General features: G+C 55.2%; 1 protein-coding gene. It reads left to right on the forward strand.

What is annotated here, in order from left to right:
• The first annotated feature begins 47 nt into the window (after nt 1–47).
• A complete protein-coding gene (locus PMI01S_RS30725; RefSeq protein WP_084323909.1) occupies nt 48–1,298 on the forward strand; it encodes an IS256 family transposase in 1,251 nt (416 codons plus the stop codon).
• Nucleotides 1,299–1,359 lie beyond the last annotated feature (61 nt).

Below are 1,359 nucleotides of genomic sequence, written 5' to 3' on the forward strand. Positions count from 1 at the left end.
TGTCAGAAATTTTGTGTTCGGGCATAACATGAGTAAGAGGTGCATGTATGCCAACCCAAAAGAAGCCCCCGTTGCGCGAGTTACCGAAAATTCCGAAGGAGCTGCTTGAGCAGTTCACCGACGGGCCCATGACCGCTGAAGCTATCGAGGATGCCTCTGCGGCGTTCAAAAAGGCTCTGATCGAGCGAGCCTTGAATGCCGAGCTCGGCCATCACTTGGGCTATCCGCCGGGCGCGCAGCGCCCAGAGGATGAAACCAACCAGCGTAATGGCAAAAGCGGCAAGACGGTTTTAACGGGAGATGGTCCGCTGCGGCTGGATATTCCCCGCGACCGAGACGGCAGTTTTTCTCCCATTTTGATCCCCAAGCACGAACGCCGTTACACCGGTTTCGATGACAAGATCATCGCCATGTACGCTCGCGGAATGACTGTCAGAGAGATTCGTGCGTTTCTCTCCGAGCAGTACGGCACGGACGTTTCGCCTGATTTCATCAGCTCGGTAACTGACGAGGTCATGGCTGAGATCGGCGCATGGCAACAGCGGCCTTTGGAGCCGATGTATCCGGTTATTTTCTTCGATGCCCTGAGGGTCAAAATCCGCGAAGAGGGGCTGGTTCGTAATAAAGCGATCTACTTGGCATTGGGTGTTTTGCCGGACGGAACGCGCGACATCCTCGGCATCTGGATCGAAAACACCGAGGGCGCAAAATTCTGGATGAAGGTGTTCAATGACCTCAAGACACGCGGCATCGAAGACGTGTTGATTGCCGTGACCGATGGTCTCAAAGGCATGCCAGAAGCCCTCAGCGCCGTGTTTCCTGACACGACATTGCAGACGTGCATCGTTCATCTGATCCGCAACAGCCTTGATTACGCGGCCTGGGATAAGCGTCGTGAACTGGCCAAGGCGTTGAAACCGATCTATCAGGCAGTCACCGCCGAAGCGGCTGAGCAGGCGCTGGATGCATTTGAAAGCGGGGTATGGGGCAAGCAGTATCCAACGGTAGTGGCTGCCTGGCGGCGTGCTTGGGACCGAGTCATCCCATTTTTCGTTTTCCCACCGGCGATTAGAAAAGTGATCTACACGACCAATGCCATCGAGAGCATCAATGCTCAACTGCGCAAGATCATCAAGACTCGCGGCCACTTCCCGACCGACGATGCGGCAACAAAACTGATCTGGTTGGGGCTGCGCAATATCACGGCAAACTGGGGCTCTGCTGCCCATGACTGGAAAAGTGCGATGAATCAATTCGCGATTCTGTACGGAGATCGATTTATCAGGCCGACCTGGTAAAAAGCATGGCCTGCCTGACGGCAGGCCGTTACCGGCCCGCACACAAAATATCTGACAGTCC

The sequence above is a fragment of the Pseudomonas migulae NBRC 103157 genome, assembly GCF_002091715.1.
Lineage (GTDB): Bacteria > Pseudomonadota > Gammaproteobacteria > Pseudomonadales > Pseudomonadaceae > Aquipseudomonas > Aquipseudomonas migulae_A.

Excerpts from the sequence above, each read along its gene's own strand:
- PMI01S_RS30725 (WP_084323909.1), top strand. The coding sequence starts at position 48 with ATGCCAACCCAAAAGAAGCCCCCGTTGCGCGAGTTACCGAAAATTCCG.